This window comes from Paenarthrobacter aromaticivorans (assembly GCF_019038615.1).
Lineage (GTDB): Bacteria > Actinomycetota > Actinomycetes > Actinomycetales > Micrococcaceae > Arthrobacter > Arthrobacter aromaticivorans.
In genome coordinates this window covers 38,996-56,048 of sequence record NZ_JAHOPC010000014.1, presented here as the reverse complement: position 1 = coordinate 56,048, position 17,053 = coordinate 38,996, and the positions used below count along the sequence as shown (strand labels likewise).

The following is a 17,053-nucleotide window of genomic DNA, read 5'->3' as shown; positions in this document are numbered from 1 at the left end:
GTAAACGCTGAAACCTAACCGGCAACCACGGCAGGCTGAGGCATCGTGGTAACCAGCAGCGACTGGCCAGCCAAAGCCATGAACTGCAGATCCGAGCTATGGTCGCCATACGCGAAGCTCGCGCTGAGGTCCACGGAATGTTCAGCGGCATGGGCGAGGACCGCCTGGGCTTTGGCTTCGCCCACCAGGGCTCCCTCAATTTCCCCTGTGTAGCTATCTCCGGCAAGGAGTGGCCGTGTACACAGCAACTCAAGGTTCGGCCACCGCCGTCGAACATGTAGCAAAGCAGGTTCGAACGACGCCGTGACCGCCACGAGTCGCCGGCCCGCCGCGGTGTGTTTGTCCAGGAGGGAAGTCACGGGTTCCAGGAAGGACCAGTCGTCGGGTGACCCGGCCTGGACATCGGCCCAGCGCTCGCCGAGTTCCTGGACGTCGCCCACGCGGCGGCCGCGCCACCAGCTGAAGTACCGGGCGTTCGTCACGGATCTTGGTTCGCCGTTCCTGGCTGCCGCCCGCAGGCCCTCAAGGAACTCCTCCGCTTCGGCTTTGCGGGAGTTGCCGGCATCGAAGCGGAGGAACTCGAAGATGGTGTTGTAAGCGGTGACGGTGCCGTCGATGTCGGTGTACACGGCCTGGGACGTGCCGCTGCTGTGGCCCGCTATGGGGCTTTCGGATTCTTCCACAGGAAGAATCCTAGGGACTCCACCAACATTTGGAAGCCTTCCCGGGGAGGGCACTTTGAGGTGCCCTAGGCACAAAAAAGTGCGTTCTTACGCTCTGATGCGATGTCCGTGAGGATCGAATACGGGGCACAAAGCGTCCCCGAAGCAAAGCCTCGAAAGGAAGCCAATGCCTACCATCCTCCACATCAACGCCTCCCCGCGATACGCCAACAGCGACTCCCTGCGGTTGGCCCGGCACTTCATCGATTCCGTCCAGGCTGCCGGTCCGGAGAGCTTTGAACTGGAGACCCTGAACTTGTTCGACGACGGTGCGTTGCCTGTTTTCGGTCGGATCGCGGCTGCTGCAAAGATGGCCGTTTTCACCGGCCAGGACCAGACTCCCGAGCAGGTTGCTGCTTGGGAATCCGCCCGCGCTGTGTTCGACCAGTTCGCTGCAGCCGATGCCTACGTCTTCAACATCCCCATGTGGAACTCGGGCGTCCCCTACGTGCTGAAGCAGTGGATCGACATCATCACCCAGCCCGGTTGGAGCTTCGGCTTTGACCCGGAGCAGGGTTACCGCGGCCTCATGGAAGGCAAGCAGGCCCTCGCGATCCACACCAGCGGTGTCTACGCCCCGGGTGTTCCGGCCGCTTTCGGCTCCGACTTCAGCAGCACCTTCTTCGCTGACTGGCTTAACTTTGTGGGCATCGAGGATGCAACCCACGTCCGCTTCGCTCCCACCGTCCTCAATGGCGACGTCGATGGCACCCGCCAGGTTGCAGAAGCGGACCTGAGTGACGCTGCAATCGAGTTCGCTGGCAAGCTCAGCGCCGCAGGTACTCTCCAGCTCGTCAACGACTAGGAGCTCCCTGTGCGCATCGGCATTTCGGGTACCTATTCCTCGGGCAAGACGTTTACGTCCATGGCCTTGTCCCACTACACGGGGTTGCCCCGCACCAAGGCAAGGACCATGCGCGAAATCCTGCCTGAGGCCGCACCTGGCAAGACCCTCGAGGAATGCACTGCGGCGGAGCTCATCCAGATGATTGTGACCCGTCATGTGGAGCGTGCCGTGTACGAGGACAAGCTCTCGTCCGGTTTCATCTCCGACGGTTCATCGCTGCAGGAATGGATCTACGGGTCCGTGCGGGTTTCCCTCGGACTGAACCCCAGTGCCTCAGCACACCTGGCGGCGGGGGAGAGCGTGGAGAAGACTCCGGAACTCGCATTCTTCGAAGACGTAATGACCAGCCTGGGCAACAGCTTCAAGAGGCACGTCAAGAACTCCTTCGATGTGTTCGTGCACCTGAAGAACGAGCTTCCGCTCTCTGCTGATGGACACCGCCCGGTCAACGATCAATTCCGGAACATGTCGGATGAGATCCTGCAGCGCACCATGGACGAGTTGGGCATCCCCTTCCACGTTGTGTCAGGTTCCGTGGAGGAACGCCTCGAGAAGATTGCTTCCCTGTTCAACCTGGAGCCGCGAATGAGCCCGGAGGACGCCACACGTCTGGCAGCCGAGGAATACGCACAGTTGGACGTGCGCTCCGAACGGGAGCGGGTCCTGCAGTAACCGGCCCCTGCAGCAACAAGGAAACATCCGTTTGGATCCTGCTCACCGGTTCGTCCGGCCGACCCCGCTTCACCGCGAAGGTTGGCCGGACGCTCGTCTTTTACTGGAGACCTCATTGCCTACCGACCAGCCTCTTTCCCATCAACCCCGCTCCAACCACGCCCGCCTTGGCGAGTTCTTCCGCACCCGCCGCGAGCAGACCCGTCCCCAGGATGTCGGGTTACCAGTCAGCCCACGACGCCGGACTCCCGGACTCAGGCGCGAAGAGGTGGCCGTCCTGGCCAATGTTGGCGTCTCCTGGTACACGTGGCTGGAGCAGGGGCGGGCTATTGGCGCCTCGGAGGAAATCCTCGATGCCATTTCGAACGCACTGCGGCTTAGCCCTGAGGATCGGACGTATGTCCGGCGGCTCGCGTCCGGGCGTCGTTCGGGCCTGTCCGGCAACAAGGACAGCGCGGCTAGCGGTCCGGCTTTGGGACAGGCCGCCGGTCACACCTTCGACGTAGGCGATGCCCAACTCGCTCTGCTGCAGCAACTGGTGGATGCCATGGCGAATCCCAGCTACGTCGCTGACCCTTTTTGGACGGTTGTGGCCATGAATTCCACGGCCGCGGAAACCTTTGATACCCGGGTGGGTGAAAGCTGCCTCCAACGATTCTTCACGGATCCGGAGCTCGCCCGGCCCCACGTGCACAAGGAGATGATGGCCCGCTCCATGGTGGCGCAGTTCCGTGCGCAATCAGCCAAGTTCCCAGACGATCACCGCTTCGATGCCATGGCACGGCACCTTTGCGAGGTATCGGAGGCTTTCAAAGAGTTGTGGCAACGCCAAGTGGTAAGCGATTCGTACCATGTGGATGTCGTATACGACCACCCAGCTGTGGGCCGCCTCAGTTTCGCTCCCATGGTTTTGGGCGTCCCGCAGTTCCCCGCGCTTCGCCTTTTCACGTACCTGCCCAAGAGCGGAACCGGGACCCAGGCAGCCCTGCTGGGTCTGGGTAGGAAAGCAGTCGTATGACCCCTAGTTGCCCACAGCAACCAGACGTAAACTGGCCTTCGGTTCACTACCTTGGTTCGGAGTCCCCATGCTTTGGAAGGTTCTCGTTCGGTTCCTGAAGCCGCACCAGCGGTTGCTCGTTGCCGTCGTCGTTTTTCAGTTGGCGCAGTCCATAGCATCGCTGTACCTCCCTACGCTCAACGCGGACATCATCGATAACGGCGTTGCCACGGGCGATACAGATTACATTCTGCGCATGGGTGGCCTCATGCTGCTGATCACGCTGCTGCAGATCGCCTGTGCCGTGGTGGCCGTGTATTTCGGTGCGAAGGCAGCCATGGGAATGGGTCGCGACCTGCGGGATGCCATCTTTGCCAGGGTGGGCGAGTTCTCCGAGCAGGAAGTCACCAAATTCGGGGCGCCGTCCTTGATCACACGGTCCACCAACGACGTCCAGCAGGTGCAGCAACTGGTCCTCATGTCCTGCACGCTCATGGTTGCGGCGCCCATGTTGAGCATCGGCGGCGTCATCATGGCAGTGCGACAGGACGCCCAACTGTCCTGGCTGATCGCGGTCTGCGTTCCGGTATTGCTGGTGGCCGTCGGGTTGATCGTGACCCGGATGGTGCCGCTGTTCCGCAAAATGCAGGTCCGGATCGACGCCGTCAACCGTGTCCTGCGGGAGCAACTCACCGGCATCCGCGTGGTCCGGGCATTCGTGCGTGAGGACATGGAGACTTCCCGGTTCGGCAGGGCGAACGACGACGTCACTGACGTAGCGCTGCGGGCCGGCCGTTTAATGGCGCTCATGTTCCCCGTGGTCATGTTGGTGATGAACATTTCCAGTGTGGCGGTGATCTGGTTCGGCTCCTTCCGGATCGAGGACGGTTCCATGCAGGTGGGCACGCTGATCGCCTTCCTCAGCTACCTCATGCAGATCCTCATGTCCGTCATGATGGCCACGTTCATGGCCGTGATGATCCCGCGCGCGTCCGTTTCTGCCGACAGGATCGGGGAGGTGCTGGAAACCGCCTCAAGTGTCCAGCCGCCGTCGAATCCTGTTACCGGTGGCATCCGCCGTGGCGAACTCGAAATGCGCGACGTCGAATTCGCCTACCCTGGTGCCGAGCAGCCGGTGCTCAGCGGCGTCACCTTCACCGCCCTGGCCGGCCAGACCACGGCAATCATTGGCAGCACGGGTGCCGGGAAGACAACCTTGGTGAACCTCATGCCGCGCCTGTTCGACGCCACTGCAGGAGCGGTCCGGATGGACGGCGTGGACATCCGCGACCTGCATCCGGACCTGCTGTGGGGCCACATCGGCTTGGTGCCGCAGCGGCCATATCTGTTCTCAGGCACAGTCCGCAGCAACCTTCAGTATGGCAAACCCGACGCCAGCGACGACGAACTGTGGCAGGCCCTTTCAGTGGCCCAGGCGCGGGACTTTGTTGAAGAGATGGAAGGCGGATTGGATGCACCCATCTCCCAGGGCGGCACCAACGTTTCCGGTGGGCAACGGCAACGCCTGGCCATTGCGCGGGCACTGGTGAAACAGCCGGAGCTCTACATTTTCGACGATTCATTCTCGTCGCTGGACACCGCTACCGACGCCCGCCTGCGGCAAGCCCTCAAACACCACACCAACGGTGCCACGCTGGTGATCATCGCCCAGCGCGTCTCCAGCATCGCGGACGCGGACCAGATATTAGTGCTCGACGACGGCAGGATCGTTGGGCAGGGAACGCATGACGAGCTGTTGGAGATTTCCGAAACGTACAGGGAAATCGTGTCCTCCCAGCTAGCGGCGGAGGAGGCGGCATGAGCGCCATGACAGCTGGTCAACGCGGGCCGCAGCGCCCACCGATGGGGCCTGGACGTGGTGGTCCTTTCGCTGGAATGAGCATTCCGGCGGAGAAGGCCTCCAACTTTGGTGCCTCGGCCCGGCGGCTCCTGGGCACGTTGCGGCCTGAGCGGTTCTGGCTGACGCTGGTCCTGGTTTTCGCGGTGTTCAGTGTGACCTTGTCCGTCATCGGGCCCAGGCTGCTCGGCGAAGGAACCAACCTCATCTTTGCCGGCGTCGTGTCCAAACAACTGCCCTCAGGGGTTTCCAAAGCCCAAGTGATTGCTGGCCTGCGCGCCGCCGGCGAGAACAACAAAGCCGACATGCTGAGCGCCATGAACCTGACACCCGGCGTCGGCATCGACTTCGGTGCCCTTTCCTCCGTGCTGCTCTGGGTGCTGGCGCTGTATGTCCTGGCCTCAGCGTTCGGTTGGATGCAGGCGTACGTGCTCAACGGCGTCGTCCAGCGGACCGTGTATCGCCTCCGCGAGCGGATCGAAGCGAAAATCCATCGGCTTCCCTTGCGGTATTTCGATTCCATCCAGCGTGGTGAGCTGCTCAGCCGGGTGACGAACGACGTCGACAATATCTCCCAAAGCCTGCAGCAATCCATCAGCCAGGTGGTGTCCTCGCTGCTGACCGTGCTGGGCGTGCTCGTGATGATGTTCCTGCTCTCGCCCCTGCTGGCCATCATCGCGTTGGTCACCATACCGCTCACCTTGGGAACCACCCTGGTGATTGCCAAGCGCTCGCAGAAACTGTTCGTCGCGCAATGGAAAAACACCGGGGAGCTCAACGGGCAGATTGAGGAAACGTACACCGGCCACGCACTCGTGAAGGTCTTCGGGCGGCAAAACGAAGTCCAAGCGAAGTTCCGCGCCAAGAACAGTGAGCTGTACCAGGCAAGCTTCGGGGCACAGTTCGTGAGTGGGCTGATCATGCCGGCCATGACGTTCATCGGAAACCTGGTGTACGTGGGCATCGCTGTGGTGGGCGGTCTGCAAGTGGCGTCTGGAGCGATGCAATTGGGTGACGTGCAGGCCTTCATCCAATACTCACGGCAATTCACCATGCCCTTGGCGCAACTGGGATCCATGGCCAACATGCTCCAATCCGGCGTTGCCTCGGCCGAACGCGTGTTCGACCTCCTGGATGAGGAAGAAGAATCCCCGGAACCCATTTCCGGCGAGGCCAGGGGCGCAGCACGTGGGCGGCTCGTGTTCGAGAATGTGTCCTTCCGGTACCTGCCCGACAAACCACTCATCACGGACCTCAGCCTGGTGGCCGAGCCCGGTCAAAGCATTGCAATCGTTGGGCCAACAGGTGCCGGCAAGACCACCCTGGTGAACCTCATGATGCGCTTCTACGAGCTGGACGCAGGGCGCATAACCCTCGACGGCGTGGACATCGCAACCATGTCACGGCAGGAACTGCGCTCGCGGATGGGCATGGTCCTGCAGGATACGTGGCTGTTCGGCGGGACCATCCGCGACAACATCGCCTATGGTCGGCCCACCGCTTCCGAACCCGAGATCCTTGAAGCTGCCCAGGCCACCTATGTGGACCGGTTCGTCCGGTCCCTTCCCGAGGGCTACGACACCGTGCTCGACGACGAAGGCGGCAACGTCTCTGCCGGTGAGAAGCAGCTGCTCACCATCGCCCGCGCCTTCTTGTCCCGCCCGTCTGTGCTGATCCTCGATGAAGCTACCAGCTCGGTGGATACCCGTACCGAGGTTCTGGTGCAGAAAGCCATGAACGCACTGCGCTCGGACCGCACCAGCTTCGTCATCGCGCACCGGCTGTCCACTATCCGCGACGCCGATCTCATCCTGGTCATGGAATCCGGGCAGATAGTGGAACAGGGGACACACGCTGAGCTGCTAGCTACTGGCGGGGCGTATTCGAGGCTGTATGAGGCGCAGTTTGCGGCGCCGGCGGCCGAAGAGGTGTGAGCCTTTGGTTTTGGGCTGTTGCTTCCTGACCTTGTTTGGCGTGCCGGCGGGCGTTTTTCAACCTGACGGGGTTGTATTTGGGCTTCCTGCCTTCCAAAGAGGGTCGGGAAGTCACGCTTAAGGTAGCCGCGATGGCCGCAGCACCGTTGCCTCGCCCGCCCGGGAAGGGTCCAGCGGCACGGGACTCACCAAGACAGCCGGCCCCCGGTTCAGCAATCCTCCGGAGATCACCTGGCAACGCACCCCACCTCTGCCTCGCATTGCTTTGTGTGCACCCGGTGCCAGCATCTGGTCCATCCAGGCGCAGGGGTGGGCGGGCCTCCCTGCTTTCAGGCGCACGGAGTCGCCGCTGGACTCCAGAGTGAACTCATGCCCCAGCAAAGGAGCCAGCTCGGCCCCACGGAGCACCACATTTCGCCGGGTTAGCAACGGATCGAACGGCCCCGCATCCAGCTCGGAGGCAATCGATTCCAGCGCCTCCACCGCGAACACAGTCACTGCGGCGTCCATGTGCGCGGCTTTGCCGAAGAACCTGTCGCCAACAATGCCCTTGCCGGCTACAAGCTCGGCCTGTTCAGCATCGGTGGTTGGAACGTCCGCGGCGCCTTCCCGGGCACGGCCAAAATAGGCGTGCGCCGGCGAAACCAAGAGATGCAGCACCTCGACGTCGTACCTGTACTCAGGGGTCATTATTCAACGCTAATGCCTCTACGCTTCGAACGGCAGCTCCTTATGCCGTAGGCCACAGCGCTAACGCCGCCCCGAAGATACAGTGGCACGGTGAACTTTGCCGTGGCCCCTGATGGCGCTGAACTCGCCTGGTCATCCGAAGGCGACGGCGAACCAATGCTGTTGATTGCCGGCCAAGCGACCGCCATGGACGGTTGGGGCCCGACGGCGAAGCTTCTGTCCCGCTCCTACCGCGTCATCCGCTTCGATCACCGGGGCATTGGCCGCAGCAGCAAGGGTGACGCCGCGCGTTACACCACCAGGCTGATGGCGGGGGATGCTGTCGAGGTTCTCAAGGCAGCGGGCGTTGATTTAGCACACGTGTACGGCCACTCCATGGGCGGACGTGTGGCGCAGTGGTTGGCCATTGATTACCCGGAGAAAGTACGGACGCTGGTGTTGGCCGCCACTAGTGGAGGCAAGTGGCCAGGTGAGGGTACGGAGGCCGACAAGGTTGCCATGCAGGCCCTCGTCAGCGGAGATAGGGACCGCTTGGTACCGCTCTTCTTTGATGAGGACTGGGCTCACAACAATCCAGAGGCCACGCACACGTTCTTCACTTCCCACGCTTCCGCTTGGGCCAAGGCGCGGCATTTCAAGGCCAGTCGTGAGCACGATGCATGGAGCCGGCTCGGCGATATCAATGCCCCAACTCTGATAATTCATGGCACCGAGGATGCCCTCACGCCGTTACCCAACGCTGCCCTGCTCCGTGAGCACATCCGCCGTTCGGTGCTTGTAAAGGTTCCCGGCGCGGGACATGGCCTGCACCTGGACCACCCGGAGACCATTGACTGGATTCGGCAGTTCGTTACCAAAAAGGGCGCCTAATTCCCACCCGGCCGGAGGTTCTAAAGGTCTTTCCCGCTTAGGTGCCGGACCAAAGCGTCCACAATGGGCAGTTGTCCTTTGACGAGCTTGGTCCGGGCTGTGGCTTCTTCAAACCAACGGGCATCGTCTATCTCCGGAAATTCTTTGATGGCGCCCGAACCCTTGGGCCATTCCATGGGAAAGGTGTTGCTGACAATCTCATCGGGCTGGAAGGAATCCGCTTCTGCAGCGAAGGCAGTGATGAGTTTGCCGGAGGGCTGTTTGAAAATCCCCAGGAGCTCGTAGGTGCCAGGCGGCGGTGGAGTCCCGATTTCCTCGGTGAATTCGCGGCGGGCAGCAATCAGTGGGTCTTCGTCCTCAAGGAATTCACCCTTGGGAATTGACCATGCGTGCTCGTCCTTATGCGCCCAAAAAGGTCCACCCATATGGGCAATCCAAAGTTCCAACTCTCCAGTGGAACCTTGCCGGTAAAGCAGGATTCCAGCGCTGCGAATCATGATGTGACCTCCCCACGTCATAATTTGAACGCGAAATGAACGGACAAAGCCAAGATTACTCCCGGGCAGGCCACCGTTATCCAATTGATGGCATATCGCCCATTTTGGTTCTTCAATTCCCTTCCTAAGGACCCACGTCTACTTGATAATCGAGGAACTGCACGTTCCTCGTGGGGGTGGAACGTCTTTGCGGTCGCCGGTTTTTGCCGGCGACGAGTCTGGGCGCATCAATGGAGGCACGGCTATGGCATGGTCAAGAGGGCTCATTCCGCATGGGCGAATTAAGGCAGCAGGTTTGGCCGTCGTGTTGGCGGTGGGTTTCTCAATGCTCACTGGAGCAGGCTCATCACAGGCGGCCGATACAACTCCCATGGCCGAGGATCCTGGCCCTGTGGGCAGCTTCGCCTGGAAGGGTTTCAACTGGCAGAAGCGCTTCTGGGGTGGGGCCCCGATGTACAACGCGAGCTGGGACGCCAACAACGTGAGCAACCCGGACGCCAACGGGTACGTCAAACTGTCCATCACCAACCCAACCGGCTCGGCTCCCAAGGGTGCAGAGTTCCAGTCCACGCGTGAGGGATTCGGCTACGGAACGTACAGCACCACTGTGGAAAAGGACGTGAGCGCGCTACAGAAGGAAGTAGTCTGGGGTTGCCTCTTCACCTATGACCCGGCGGCCGAACCTGGTTACACGGAGATCGACCTCTGCGAGGCTTCCGCTTGGGGAGGCGGAGCTGCCTATGGCCAGAGCTGGCCTGTCACCCAAGGCCATGGCTATTGGTTTGACGCCACACTGCCTCCTGGGCAGGGCAACAACACTGTCACGTTCGGTGTCACCAACGCCCCGATCCTCACACACCGGATGGTCTGGGAACCGGGCAAGCTCACCTTCGAGACGTTTGCCGGCGAAGGCTATGGAGGAACGTTACTGAAGCGGACGGTCCTGCAGGGCTCAACAGTTCCACTTCCGGCCAAGGAACAGATCCACTTCAACCTCTGGGTTACCGAAGGTGGTGGCGGTGATGCTGCCCATGTGGCACCTGAATCCGTCACCATCCGTGATTTCTCATTTGTCCCGGGCATCCCGTTGACGGCCCCAACACCCACTATCACCGGAACGGCGGCAGTTGGATCAACACTGACTGCCAATCCAGGCGCCTGGACCACCGGAACTGCATTGACTTATCAGTGGTTCAAGAACGGCACGGCAATCGCTGGCGCAACGGCCGCCACGCGGGTACTTGCAGCGGCGGATCAAGGTGCCAAGTTGACCGTCAGGGTTACCGGCACCAAAGCCGGCTACGCAACTACCACCAAGGAATCGGTGCCCACAGCTGCCGTGGTGGCCGGTACGCTGCTTGCACCTACTCCCACGATCACGGGCACTCTCACTGTTGGTTCCACGCTGACGGTCAATCCGGGCACGTGGACCTCAGGAACAACCCTGACGTACCAGTGGTACCGCTCCGGTGTGGCGATCACGGGCGCAACAGCCAAGACCTACGTTCTTGTGGGCGCCGATCAAGGCGACACCATGCGGGTGCGGGTTACAGGAACGAAGGCCGGATACACCTCGGTATCCAAGTATTCCGCCAACACGGCACTCGTAAGTTAAGGGAACGGTGGGTTAAGACAACAAACCCGCGGTTGTGTCGCGCTGGGGGCGTGATCCGACACAACTGCGGGTTTGCTGGTTTCTCTTACGCGCTAGTTACCCTGCGCGCGGACCGGGACGATCCTCTTGATGGCCAGGCCTAGGGCCAGCATCGCGAAAGCGGCCAGTGCGAACCAGAAGAGGTCCCCGGCACCGGTCATGGCAAGAGTGCCGGAGCCGGCCCCTCCTACGATTGCTGCGCCTACGGATCCTGCCGGGTTGTTGTACATGAGTCGTTTACCAAACTTTCTTTCTGTTGAGTGCGGCGTCCAGGTAGGCCTTGGCATGGACTGCCTGGAGGAAAACGTCGATGACGGTTTCGTACATGGTTGCGGCAAGCAACATGTACCTCCAGCCCCGGAAACGCAGGGTTACTATGCGTTCCAGGACGAAGATGCAGGTGACGGCAAGCCAGAATGGGTGGAGATTCAGCCCCATTCCGGTGGTCAGGGCAAAGACGATGGATCCGAGATAGGCCAGGGTCACCAGGACGCCGAGCATGGAGAGGAACTGACGTCCCCAGTAAGCCCTGGTTACTTTGGTCCACCCGTACTGCACGCAGTTCTCCACGGCTCCGCGCTTCCAGCGGAGCCGCTGGGACCATAGTTCCCGCCACGTGGGCATGACTTCGGTGACCAGCGTGCAGTTTGATGGAGAAGCTATGCGGTATCCGAGGGTGAGGAGTGCGAAGGACAATTCGTTGTCTTCGGTCAGCACCGAGGTATCGTAAACGCCGCCCTCGCCGTTTCCGGGAGGAAGCGTACCCTTCAATCGTGCTGCGACGACGTCCCCAAGGGTTTTAACGCGGAATAGCGCGGCAGTCCCTGTGACTACAAGGCACCTGCCGTGGAGGCGCTTTATATCCCGCGCGTAGCGGGCGTACTCATTTCGCTGGAGGTGACCTACGAATCCGCCTCCGGGTCCACCGCTGAACACTCCGCCCACGGCGCCCAGCAGTTCGTCCTTGAGGAGGTTGTTGGTGGCATTTTCGATGAAGTCCGGGGCCAGCTGCGAATCGGCGTCCTGCACCAGAACCAGGTCTTCGGGATCCGCTCCGGGAAGAAGCTGCCCCAGGGCGAAGTTCAGGGCACCGGCCTTCTTATCCTTGTTGCCAACTGTGCGGAAGACTTCGACGCCCTGGGCCAAGGCGAGTTGTTCAGTATCGTCAGTGCAGTTATCGGCCACCACGATCACACGATCCGGACGTTTGGTCTGGATGTTCAGCGAGATAAGGGTTTGGGTAATGCCAGCGGATTCGTTGTGTGCCGGGACCAGAACCGTGACCACACCACCGGGGGCGCGGTGGGATCCTCGTGGTGGAGCAGTTGTCTCTGAATTGACGCCCCTTTGCATGCTGGGATCCCTCCGTTCGAACCTTGAAGTGGTGTTTCACTTAGAGTTCCAACGCAAACGCAAGAAACCTGCGCGCAAAGCATCAAGGAAGTCTCAAGGTTTGATCAGGAGTTCCCTGACGGCGTCACGACGCAGAAAACGCAAGAGGACAACGCCGGGAGGTCCCGGCGTCGTCCTCTTGCGTTGAGTTTGAGCTGCTTAGCGGCTCAGGCTAACGGTGAAGGTTTTCGGTCCGCTGAGCGTTACTGCGATGCCGCAGTTTTCTGCAGCGGCGCGGGGGGAAAGATCCCGGATGGCGGCGTCGATGGTGTGGTCGATTGCCGACTTGTCCCAGATTTTCAGCGTGATGGAGTCAGTATGTGTCGTCATTGTCAGTACTTTCACTCAGGCCGTTAACAGCCCCAAGCTTCTTCGCAGGGGCCGCATCCTCGTCGGTGAGGATTGCTGATTCAGCTTGTATGGGAACGAATTCCCTCATTCATGGTTCATGCTGCCTACCGCGATTGACAAGCTAATCCGGCCAAGTGTGACCGATTACACGTTGGACGTTACTCCGTGTAACCCGTGCTGACGCTCTGCTCGCGCCAATGATCCACCTCGGCCCGCTGGGCTTCCTCCACCGCACCGTAAGCGTAGGCGGCATCTGCACCCAGCAGCAGGAAGGCGGGCGTCTCGGCTGCTTCGACGGCGGCGATGATCACCTCTGCTGCTTTGCCCGGGTCGCCGGGCTGAGTGCCGTGCATGGTGTCATTTTCCTTGCGGCGCTTGCCGGCCGTCTCGGCGTAGTCCTCAATTGCCTGCGCCGACTGGGTGAGGGAACGCCCCGCAAAGTCGGTCCGGAAAGCGCCGGGCTCCACTACTGTCACGGAGATCCCCAGGGGCTTCAGTTCCTTCTGCAACGAGCCGGACAGGCCCTCCAGTGCAGCCTTCGACGCTGAGTAATACCCGGAACCGGGCGGGCAGATCCGGGCGCCGATGGAGGAAATATTCACGATCGCACCGGACCGGCGGGAGCGCATGCCTGGCAGGACGGCCTTGATCATGGCGACCGGACCAAAAACGTTGGTGTCGAACAACGCCCGGACGTCGCCGTCGTCGCCTTCTTCAATGGCTGCGCGGTAACCATAACCGGCATTGTTGACCAGGACGTCCACCGCGCCAAACCGGTCCTCGGCCTGCTGCACGGCGGTGTCTACCTGCGTCTGTTCGGTGACATCCAGGGCCAAGGCAAGGGCCGTCGTCGGAAATTCAGTGGTTAGGTCCTGCAGCTTCGAGACGTCGCGCGCGGTGACGACGGCGTTATCGCCCTGCGCGAGCACGGCTTGGGCCAGCGCGCGGCCGAGTCCGGTGGAGCAGCCAGTGATGAGCCAGGTAGTCATGATGTTCCTTTCGAGGGTGGACCACTCCATTGGAACGCTACTCCTTGCTGCTGTGGGAGTGCCGCTGTTTCGGGGTACCCGCAGTGCCTCCCACATCGTCATGCATACGAAGGGCGTATGGCCGTGACCATCTTCGAAGCTCGATGGCCGCAAAAACAACTCCAATACGTTGGATTCGGTGCCTGTGAGCGGCGAAGAAGGTCAGGAACCAACGGGACGCTGGACAATTCAACTTCTGTCAAACTCTTGACTGATCTGTTTTGCCACTGGTAAACCTTTAGGCGGAAAGCGTTTTCTCACCCCACTTCAATTAGGAAGACAGGCGCTTTGCCAGTGAGTGAAACGTTCCAAAAATCTAGGGCGGCAGATCCACTGACGCCCAGCATCAAAGGAGATGTCCTTGGTTTACCCCATGAAGTGTTCCTTTCGCAGTGCCAGTGCCCGTCGGGCCGTCCCATTGGCGGCCTCGGCTTCCCTGCTCGCTGCAGCCATCGCCTTGACCGGAGTCCCGTTGGCGCAAGCAGCTCCCGCCCAAGCAACCCCTGCCCAAGCCGACGTGTCGACGCAAGCCGGCCTCCCCGGCGTCGTGCCTGCCGAAAAGGCTACCCAGACGCTTAAGCGGCAGGTCGAAAAGCTGGACCGCGCACCTGTTGCGGTCTTGACCGACCAAGGCGTAACCGTGAGCTGGCGCATGCTAGGCCTGGACGAGGACAGCATCGGTTTTCAGGTGCTGCGTGACGGCGTTAATATCACCGAGGAGCCCATCCGGAACGCCACCATGTTTGTGGATCCGGACGGAACGGCGGCGTCCAGCTACGTCATCAAGACGGTAGGAAATGGCCAAGGTCAGGACAAGTTGACTGAAGCGGTCACGCCGCTGGCGCAGAACTACCTGGCCATCAAGCTCGATAAGCCCGCCGACGGCGTGACTCCGGACGGCAAGGCCTACACATACTCGGCCAACGATGCAACGGTGGCCGACCTTGACGGCGACGGCAAGTATGAGGTCATCCAGACGTGGGCGCCGTCCAACGCCAAGGACAACTCGCAGTCAGGCTACACGGGCAACGTTTACGTCGACGCCTACAAGCTGGACGGAACCAAGCTGTGGCGCATCGACCTCGGACGCAACATCCGCGCCGGCGCCCACTACACACAGGTGCTGGCCTACGATTTCGATGGCGACGGCAAGGCCGAGGTCTCGTTCAAAACAGCAGACGGCACCCGCGACGCGGCCGGCACCGTGATCGGAAACGCCGACGCCGACTTCCGCAACAGCGCTGGATATGTTCTGTCCGGTCCGGAATTCCTGACGGTCTTCAGGGGTGAGACGGGAACCATCATGGATACGGTCGCTTACGAGCCTGAGCGCGGCACTGTTTCCAGCTGGGGCGACAACTACGGCAACCGCGTGGACCGGTTCCTTGCTGGCGTGGCGTATCTCGACGGCGAACACCCCTCCATGATGTTTAGCCGCGGCTACTACACCCGCACTGTCCTGGTGACGTACGACCTTGTGGCTGGGAAGCTTGTGAAACGGTGGACCTTCGATTCCAACCTGGCCGGTGACGAGTACAAGGGGCAGGGCAACCACAACCTCTCCGTGGCTGACGTGGACCAGGATGGCAAGGATGAGTTCGTCTTTGGCTCCATGACCATCGATGACAACGGTCAGCCGCTCTACAACACCAAACTGGGTCACGGCGATGCGATCCATACCGGCGACCTTGATCCCTCGCGCCCCGGACTGGAGACATTCGCAGTTCACGAGAGCATGAGCCAGAGCGGAAACCGGGGTGCCACTTTCCGTGACGCTGCCACGGGTGAAGTCCTCTGGAGCATCCCGGCCATCAAGGACACTGGACGGGGTGCGGCTGGAGACATCGATCCCCGCTACGCCGGTGCCGAGGGCTGGGCGATCGGCGGCACTGCTGCGTGGGATTCACCCGTGGGCCAGCTGATGTCCGCCAAGGGACAGCTGATCGCGGAGAAAATTCCTGCCGCGAACTTCCTGGCCTGGTGGGACGGCGATCTCCTCAGGGAGATTGTGGACCACGACTACGACGCAACTGTATCCCGTGGCGTTCCCACCATCTCTAAATGGAATTGGGAAACCGAGCAGAGCGACCGGCTGCTGACGGCCGACGGCGCCCGCAGCAACAACACCACCAAGGGAAACCCGTCCATCCAGGCGGACATCCTGGGAGACTGGCGTGAAGAGATCGCCTGGCCGTCTACGGACAGCACCGAACTGCGCATCTACACCACCACGGCTCCAACCGAGGTCCGCTTGCGGACGCTGATGCACGACACCATGTACCGCACTGCCGTTGCCCGGGAAAACGTGGCGTACAACCAGCCGCCGCACCCGAGCTTCTACATCGGCGAGGGTATGCAGACTCCGGCGTTGCCCGCCGTCGTCTATTCCGGCCAGAAGTAGCGGCGCGAATTCAGAGGAGCGTCGCCTTAACAGGAGTGCCGCCCGGATCGTGGTGATCCGGGCGGCACTGGTTGTTTGTTTCGTGTGAGTGGCTACTACCGCTGGCCGGGCAGTCCTCCCATCGGGGGGATGTAGCCCGGGCCGAAGCCCTTATCGTCCTTCCGTTCCTCGGCACTGTGCGTATCGCTGTCCGCGGTCTCGTCGGAATCGCCGTCCAGATCTGCCAGGCCATTGGTCTGATCGAAGGGGTGCGTAATGGGGTCTACGATCGGGACGTCGCCGGGCTTATCAGTGCTAGCCGCGGATGGTGTACCGCTTGTGGTCGTGGTCGCCGTGGTGCTCGTTGTCGCCGTCGTGCCCATGGCAGCATCCCGTTCGGGCGCCTTGTGCTCGATGTATTCCTTGAACTTCTTCAAGTCTGACTCCGCCTGCCTTTCAACCACATGCAATTTGTCGCCGAGGAATTCAAGGACGCCGTGCGGTTCGTATTCCAGGGACAGATGCAAGGAGGTCTGGCTTGGTCCGGCTTCCTTGAAGTCCACCCAGCCGGCATTCTTGGCACCTTCCACAGCGGCCCATGCCACAGCCCGATCCATGTCCTGCTGAACGATCTTCGCTTCCCAGCGGCGATGGACGCCAGCGATTTCGGCTACCCATTCCAGGCGATCATCGCTCAGGCGCGTCACGCGTTCCACCCCACCCATGAAACGGGGGAACTCCTCGAACTGCGTCCACTGTCTGTAGGCCATACTCACCGGAACGTTGACCATGATGGTTTTGTCGACTTTCGTGGTCATGATGTCCTCCTCTGACTCGCTACCGTATTTGTCAGCATACTTACAGTATCGAGCTTTGAGCGTGGTCACCAGAGGTTCCCGATAGCTTGTTGATGTGGTGGCTTCCTGACCCTCTTTGGGCAGCTAGGAGAGCGGAATCAACCCCTTTGGGTTGTTTTCCGCTGGCCGCGGCGGCAAAGAAGGTCAGGAGCCAACAGGACTTACGACGCCGGGCCCCCTCGCCGGGCAACCCTCCGCCTAAGGCCGTGGCTTCCTGACCCTCTTTGGGTCGCTAGGGGAGAGAAATCAACCCCTTTGGGTTACTTTCCGCTAGCCGCGGCGGCAAAGAAGGTCAGGACCCAAC

At 61.2% G+C, this 17,053-nt stretch carries 16 protein-coding genes; 8 read left to right on the top strand and 8 right to left on the bottom strand.

All coding sequences use genetic code 11. The annotated features are described in order from the left end of the window. Positions 1-14 precede the first annotated feature (14 nt). The gene (locus KSW38_RS19050) at positions 15-683 is read right to left on the bottom strand and encodes an HAD family hydrolase (RefSeq protein ID WP_216926512.1); all 669 of its coding nucleotides are present in this window, start codon (positions 681-683) and stop codon (positions 15-17) included. Positions 684-849: 166 nt separating this feature from the next. Here KSW38_RS19050 and KSW38_RS19045 point away from each other — a divergent pair, with 166 nt between their 5' ends. The 5 genes from KSW38_RS19045 (at position 850) to KSW38_RS19025 (ending at position 7,030) form a co-directional block, all read left to right on the top strand. Further along, positions 850-1,527, top strand: coding sequence for an FMN-dependent NADH-azoreductase (locus KSW38_RS19045; protein ID WP_216926511.1), 678 nt, complete (start codon positions 850-852; stop codon positions 1,525-1,527). A 9-nt stretch (positions 1,528-1,536) separates the two neighbouring features. Continuing rightward, positions 1,537-2,241, top strand: coding sequence for an AAA family ATPase (locus KSW38_RS19040; RefSeq protein WP_216926510.1), 705 nt, complete (start codon positions 1,537-1,539; stop codon positions 2,239-2,241). Positions 2,242-2,356: 115 nt separating this feature from the next. Then, on the top strand, positions 2,357-3,259 hold the full coding sequence (locus KSW38_RS19035; RefSeq protein WP_216926509.1) for a helix-turn-helix transcriptional regulator: 903 nt from the start codon (positions 2,357-2,359) through the stop codon (positions 3,257-3,259). Positions 3,260-3,326: 67 nt separating this feature from the next. Beyond that, complete coding sequence (locus KSW38_RS19030) at positions 3,327-5,060, top strand: ABC transporter ATP-binding protein (RefSeq protein ID WP_216926508.1); 1,734 nt, start codon at positions 3,327-3,329, stop codon at positions 5,058-5,060. Continuing rightward, positions 5,057-7,030 carry an ABC transporter ATP-binding protein gene (locus KSW38_RS19025; RefSeq protein WP_305799021.1) on the top strand — a complete coding sequence of 658 codons (1,974 nt, stop codon included), beginning with the start codon at positions 5,057-5,059 and terminating at the stop codon, positions 7,028-7,030. Before KSW38_RS19030 ends, KSW38_RS19025 begins: the two co-directional genes overlap by 4 nt. Before the next feature lie 117 nt (positions 7,031-7,147). Here KSW38_RS19025 and KSW38_RS19020 read toward each other — a convergent pair whose 3' ends face one another. After that, positions 7,148-7,720 carry an MOSC domain-containing protein gene (locus KSW38_RS19020; protein WP_216926507.1) on the bottom strand — a complete coding sequence of 191 codons (573 nt, stop codon included), beginning with the start codon at positions 7,718-7,720 and terminating at the stop codon, positions 7,148-7,150. A 90-nt stretch (positions 7,721-7,810) separates the two neighbouring features. On the opposite strand from KSW38_RS19020, the gene KSW38_RS19015 reads away from it, so the two are divergent. Beyond that, the gene (locus KSW38_RS19015) at positions 7,811-8,590 is read left to right on the top strand and encodes an alpha/beta fold hydrolase (protein WP_308169449.1); all 780 of its coding nucleotides are present in this window, start codon (positions 7,811-7,813) and stop codon (positions 8,588-8,590) included. 20 nt (positions 8,591-8,610) lie between these two features. Here the strand turns inward: KSW38_RS19015 and KSW38_RS19010 are convergent, their stop codons facing one another. Beyond that, a complete protein-coding gene (locus tag KSW38_RS19010; protein ID WP_308169452.1) occupies positions 8,611-9,090 on the bottom strand; it encodes an NUDIX hydrolase in 480 nt (159 codons plus the stop codon). Between the two features lie 241 nt (positions 9,091-9,331). Between KSW38_RS19010 and KSW38_RS19005 the strand changes: the two genes are divergently transcribed. Continuing rightward, positions 9,332-10,702, top strand: coding sequence for a hypothetical protein (locus KSW38_RS19005; protein WP_254186708.1), 1,371 nt, complete (start codon positions 9,332-9,334; stop codon positions 10,700-10,702). Between the two features lie 92 nt (positions 10,703-10,794). Here the strand turns inward: KSW38_RS19005 and KSW38_RS19000 are convergent, their stop codons facing one another. The 4 genes from KSW38_RS19000 to KSW38_RS18985 form a co-directional block, all read right to left on the bottom strand. Continuing rightward, positions 10,795-10,971, bottom strand: coding sequence for a hypothetical protein (locus tag KSW38_RS19000; RefSeq protein ID WP_216926505.1), 177 nt, complete (start codon positions 10,969-10,971; stop codon positions 10,795-10,797). 7 nt (positions 10,972-10,978) lie between these two features. Beyond that, positions 10,979-12,094 carry a glycosyltransferase family 2 protein gene (locus tag KSW38_RS18995; RefSeq protein WP_216926504.1) on the bottom strand — a complete coding sequence of 372 codons (1,116 nt, stop codon included), beginning with the start codon at positions 12,092-12,094 and terminating at the stop codon, positions 10,979-10,981. 198 nt (positions 12,095-12,292) lie between these two features. Then, entirely contained in the window at positions 12,293-12,463 is a 171-nt protein-coding gene (locus KSW38_RS18990; RefSeq protein WP_216926503.1) for a hypothetical protein, read from the bottom strand. A 179-nt stretch (positions 12,464-12,642) separates the two neighbouring features. Continuing rightward, positions 12,643-13,473: an oxidoreductase gene (locus KSW38_RS18985; protein ID WP_216926502.1), complete on the bottom strand. Its 831-nt coding sequence runs from the start codon at positions 13,471-13,473 to the stop codon at positions 12,643-12,645. Between the two features lie 412 nt (positions 13,474-13,885). Between KSW38_RS18985 and KSW38_RS18980 the strand changes: the two genes are divergently transcribed. After that, the gene (locus KSW38_RS18980; RefSeq protein ID WP_254186707.1) at positions 13,886-15,913 is read left to right on the top strand and encodes a rhamnogalacturonan lyase; all 2,028 of its coding nucleotides are present in this window, start codon (positions 13,886-13,888) and stop codon (positions 15,911-15,913) included. Positions 15,914-16,008: 95 nt separating this feature from the next. Here the strand turns inward: KSW38_RS18980 and KSW38_RS18975 are convergent, their stop codons facing one another. Next, the gene (locus KSW38_RS18975; RefSeq protein WP_216926501.1) at positions 16,009-16,710 is read right to left on the bottom strand and encodes an SRPBCC family protein; all 702 of its coding nucleotides are present in this window, start codon (positions 16,708-16,710) and stop codon (positions 16,009-16,011) included. Between the last annotated feature and the right edge of the window lie 343 nt (positions 16,711-17,053).